Consider the following 4,623-nt stretch of genomic DNA (forward strand, 5'->3'; position numbering starts at 1 on the left):
CCGCAAACGGGTGAGGAGTGACATGAGCATCCGCCTGGTGGAAGACGTGAGCGACGGCACCTGCGTCCTGGACAAGCTCGCCGTCACGCTGACGCCCGCGCTGCCCTGGCTGGGGCACCAGGCCTGCTGGGAGATCAGCGGCCACCTCAAGGAGCCCGTCGACCTGACCAGGGTCACCTGCAAAGCGATCATGAAATTCGGGCCTGTGAAGATGCTCGAGAGAAATTACAGGCTCCCCGACTTGCTCGAGAGCCTGGGCGCGAGGCTCTCGGGTGACCTCCGGCCCGCTGCCGGACCGTGGCGGCAGACAGGTAACCTCCGACTGCCCGAAGCGGTGCCGGTGGCCGAGCACCGCATCCTGCTGCGCGCTCGCACGGACAGCGGACAGAACTTCCTCGCCCTGGACATCGCTCTGAACTTCAGCCATAGATTCCGTCCCACCCCGGCGAACGGCGGAGCAGGCTCACCCGTGTTGCACGGCTCACACCGGCGCTGACCGAGATCGGTGGCCATCGCATTGATCATGACGCCACTCACTGGCTGTCTTTACCCTTGGCCTCGCCGGCGGGCGAGGTACCAGCGTCGGCCAGTGGCGAAGGCGCGCCGTGTCGTGCGAACGGCAGCCATCTGGGTGGCAAGGTGGAGTTGATGATGCCAGGGCTGCTGGCCACCGTGGCGTACCGACATGGCGTGCGCGAAGGCCACAGCATCGCGGTCGGCGTATTGGTCCAGGTGCTCGAACCACGCCATGCTGGTTCGCGCGGCCGCCTGCACCGGATGGAGTTCCGCGCGGCGATGGCGGTCGTACTCCCGCAGCGCGTCCTCCACATCGAGGTATTCCTGCAGGCTGTGGGCGAGGACGATCGCGTCGATGATTGCCAGTCTGGTGCCCGAGCCCAGCGTGAAGTGGGTGGTATGGGCAGCGTCGCCGACGAGTACCGTCGTGCCGTGGTACCAGGTCCTGTTGGTCACGTGTGTGAAGCGCTGCCAATGCGGCGATGCGTTCCGTGATCGGCTGATCAGGCGGTGGCCTTCGAGCGTGTTTTTGAAGATGTCCTCCAGCAGTCGCATTCCCTGGTCGTGGGCCAGCTCGTCGAGTCCCAGACCGTGCCAGGTTTGCGGTGAGCATTCGACGATGCAGGTGCTGACTCCAGCGACCGACGGGTAGGCGTGAAACCAGATCCATCCGGGAGACGTCCGCTCGAAGTTGAACACGAAACTGCGGAAGGCCTGGTCCGTGCCAAGCCAGATGTAGCGATTGAGACCGACCTCGATGCGTGTTCCGAACGCTGCGCTTTGTCCACGGATTTGGCTGTTCGCACCGTCGGCGGCAACGAGGAGGTCCGCCTCGGGAAGCGTCGAGGCATCTGCGACTCGGTGGCCGTATCGGACGTCGACGCCGAGTTGCGTGGCACGCCGGGCCAGGACATCGAGCAACGCGGATCGGCTGATGCTGTATCCGTAACCCCCGAAGTACGCCGTCTGCTCGCCGCCAGAGCCGTGCACCCGCACCTCCTGGTCCTGCCACAGCACGGACTTGGCGGTAACTTCCCGGGCGCTTTCCGGGTCATTGCGATAGAGGACGTCCAACAGGTCGTCCCAGTACACGACGCCCCAGCCGTAGGTCGCCGCGGGCGGGTCGCGGTCGTACACGGTGATCTCGTGCCCGGCATCGCGCAACTTGGCCGAGATGGCGAAGTACAGTCCCGCAGGCCCCGCACCGACACAGACGATTTTCACCGCCGCGCACCGCCCGTCCACCGGTCGAAGGGGAGGCCTGCCGCACCAGAGCGGTCCGGATGCCCGAGTTGGCCGGGCATCCGGATGCAGCACTCACGCAACTGCCGCACGTTGATCGTGAGCTCACTGCGCTGGAGCGTCAGTAACCACGCCCGCCGCCGTGATCACCGCCACCGTGGTCGCCGCCGCGGTGATCACCACCGCGGTGGTCGCCGCCGTGGTCACCACCGAAGCCGTGACCGAAGCCGTGACCGAAGCCGAACCCGTGACCGAAGCCCCAGCCGTCGCCGGAGTGGCCGCCGTCTCCCCAGCCCCAGCCCCAGCCGTCGCCGAAGGAGCATCGATCTCCCCAGCCCCAGCCCCAGCCGCCGCCGAAGAAGCAGCGATCTCCCCGGCTCGTGCTGTCGTAGGAGGGAGACGAAGCGACATGTGACGACGAGGGGAAAGTGGCCGCGCTGGCAGCGCCGGCTCCGGCCGCGATGGCAAAGAGGGGAGCCGTGCACACCGCGGCGGCTATGCGCCGAATCTTGCTCGTAGTTGCGCGCATCTTATGTGCCCCCTTCCGGGGGTCGAAACAGGGAACTCGGGCGCTCACGAGGAACGCCTGCACGCGTCAGATCCTGCGCGCGGGTCCGGCGCGCGGTGATCCACTCGCCGGAGGTACTGAACGAGTGACAGCAGTTTCCAGGCAGGCTTGCGGATCTTACTATTGAGTACAAGCGAGGCTTTACGGTACGAAACGCCCCGTTTCATTAACCTTGGCTCGTTTTGCGGACGAAGTCAACGGGGTCAGTGACTCACATAGGGAGGCATGCGGTGGACGCTCCCAGGTCGCAGCACGGCCGTCCAGACACGATGATTCCTGCGTACGCCGAGCCCGACCGCATCACGCATGACTCGCGGCGGCGCAGCCAGGGGTCTCACAAAGCGGTCCTCAGGGCCACGAAAGACCTCCTCGGTGAGGTCGGATACCAGCGGCTCGCCTTCGATGGCATCGCCCGGCGGGCCGGCGTCAGCAAGGCCACCATCTACCGGTGGTGGCCGAACAAGGCCGCACTCGTGATCGAATCCCTCCGTGGGGAAGTCCCCCTGCCTGCCATCGAGGAGACCGGTGATCTGGAAGCCGACCTGCGCACCGCCGTCCGTCTGACCATCGACCTCGTCTCCGCCATGCCCACCTGCCTGATCCTTCCGGCGCTTCTCGCCGACGTGATCGAGGATCCCACCGGCACCGGTGCCTTCGCCGAGCTCATCGAACCCCGCCGCGCTTCGGTCGTGAACCTGCTGGAGCGGGCCCGCCTCGCAGGCCGGTTGCCGTCGGACACCGATACGTCACTGATGGTCGACATCTACTCCGGAACGGTCGTGTACCTGGCCGCGGTGAACCGCATTGCGCCGGATGAGGCGGTGGTCGACCAGCTCGTCAGCCTCCTCTTGCACGGCCGTCTCCCGGTCTCCCAGGAACTCGCCCCCGCAGACTGGGAAGGACCGCAGAGCGGCGAAGCCGGCCCCGCGTAGAAGTCGCCCCCCCCGGCGGGGACGATCCCTGCCGCCGGTTCCGTAGGCCGCGTCATCAGAGGTCATCTCACCTGCCGGCGGGTGCGCAGCTGGTGCGGACGTCGTCGGTGCGGGCGGTGGCCGAGGCAGTCGGGCAGGCGATGGCGACCCAGGGCGCGGTGTGTGTCTTCGGCAATCCGGGCCGGGGCAAGACCGCCGCCGGGTCAGGCGTACGCCCCGGACGGCGCGATGCGGGTGACGCTTCGTCGAGCCCTACCCGCATCAGCAGAACGGTCGGAACTCCTTGAAGTTCGGCGTCGGGCGCGGATCTGGTAGCCGGTAGGCGCCGGTCCGCGGCCGACTGCTGGCCGGCTCGGCACTCCCGTTGGCCAGAGCGCCCGGTATCGGACGCCACCCCAGATTGGTCTCGAAGTACGCCACGGCAGCGCCGACCGATGGCCACCAGACGTCGTCGAGCAGCACGATGCCGCCAGGTCGGACGATCTCGCCCAGGAAGTGAAGGTCGACGAACACGTTGTGGAAGTGGTGGCTGCCGTCGACGAACGCTGCGTCCGCGGCGAAACCCGCGTCGGCCAACCGGGCAAGGAACCGCTGCGATGGTTCGGTCACCAGCTCGACGACGTCGCCCAGGCCGGCGCTGCGGAGCAGCTCCCACCCGACACCGTCGTACGCCGTGTACTGGAACGGGTCGACAACCACATGCCGCGGATTCCGTGAACCGGTGCGCAGCAGCGCCTCGCTGATCGCCAGCGCCGAGCTGGCATAGGCGAGCCCGATCTCGACGACCGTGCCGACTCGCTCTTCCACAAGGAGGTCACGTACCTGATCACAGTCGCGCTCCGCCAGCGTGACGGTGGCGAAGTCCGGAGCGCCATCGGGACTCCGCGGCGGCCCGTGCTCGGCGAGCTCGCGGCGTACGGCGGCCACTCGATCTGGCCACTCGCCTGTGGCTCCGTCCGGTCGCACGATCGAGTTCACCAGGCACACTCCTTTTGGCTGAGGGCACGGGACATGGCCAACTGTGACACTCGGCGCGGCTAACGCTGGGAGGGGGTTTGTTGGTGTGCCGGGTGTTTGTCGGCCTGCGATGTGGTGGGTTCGTCGAGAGAGGCCGGGTGGACGGTTCCAGCGGGCAGTTCGGGCTGGGAGCTGGGGTTGTGCCGTTGCGTGCTGAGTGGGACCAGGCTCGTCGTGGGTTTCATCAGCGCGTAACGGCTCGGTCGGCTCTTGTGCTGGTCAGTGTTGTTTCACCTGTTCGGTGGCTGGGTGTTGGCCGACCGTGGGGCCCTGGCCCCCGGCCCCCGAGGCGTGAATCTACCCATGGCCAGCGGTCCCGAGATCCACGAGTGCGGCGCCCGGCGACCG

Annotated in this window: 5 protein-coding genes; 2 read left to right on the forward strand and 3 right to left on the reverse strand. The window is 67.3% G+C overall.

Annotated elements, in window-relative coordinates; genetic code table 11:
* The first annotated feature begins 22 nt into the window (after nucleotides 1-22).
* Nucleotides 23-496 (forward strand): hypothetical protein, encoded by a 474-nt coding sequence (locus GT030_RS01325; RefSeq protein WP_161199422.1) that lies wholly within the window; start codon nucleotides 23-25, stop codon nucleotides 494-496.
* Nucleotides 497-546: 50 nt separating this feature from the next.
* Here the strand turns inward: GT030_RS01325 and GT030_RS01330 are convergent, their stop codons facing one another.
* Both GT030_RS01330 and GT030_RS35385 read right to left on the reverse strand, forming a co-directional pair.
* Nucleotides 547-1,761, reverse strand: coding sequence for an FAD-dependent monooxygenase (locus GT030_RS01330; RefSeq protein WP_202459546.1), 1,215 nt, complete (start codon nucleotides 1,759-1,761; stop codon nucleotides 547-549).
* A gap of 118 nt (nucleotides 1,762-1,879) precedes the next feature.
* Nucleotides 1,880-2,287 (reverse strand): hypothetical protein, encoded by a 408-nt coding sequence (locus GT030_RS35385; RefSeq protein ID WP_202459547.1) that lies wholly within the window; start codon nucleotides 2,285-2,287, stop codon nucleotides 1,880-1,882.
* Nucleotides 2,288-2,556: 269 nt separating this feature from the next.
* Between GT030_RS35385 and GT030_RS01335 the strand changes: the two genes are divergently transcribed.
* On the forward strand, nucleotides 2,557-3,258 hold the full coding sequence (locus GT030_RS01335; RefSeq protein WP_161199423.1) for a TetR/AcrR family transcriptional regulator: 702 nt from the start codon (nucleotides 2,557-2,559) through the stop codon (nucleotides 3,256-3,258).
* 261 nt (nucleotides 3,259-3,519) lie between these two features.
* Here GT030_RS01335 and GT030_RS01340 read toward each other — a convergent pair whose 3' ends face one another.
* Entirely contained in the window at nucleotides 3,520-4,236 is a 717-nt protein-coding gene (locus tag GT030_RS01340) for a class I SAM-dependent methyltransferase (protein ID WP_346009534.1), read from the reverse strand.
* Nucleotides 4,237-4,623 lie beyond the last annotated feature (387 nt).

The organism is Streptomyces sp. SID1328, assembly GCF_009865595.1.
Taxonomy (GTDB): domain Bacteria; phylum Actinomycetota; class Actinomycetes; order Streptomycetales; family Streptomycetaceae; genus Streptomyces; species Streptomyces griseoluteus.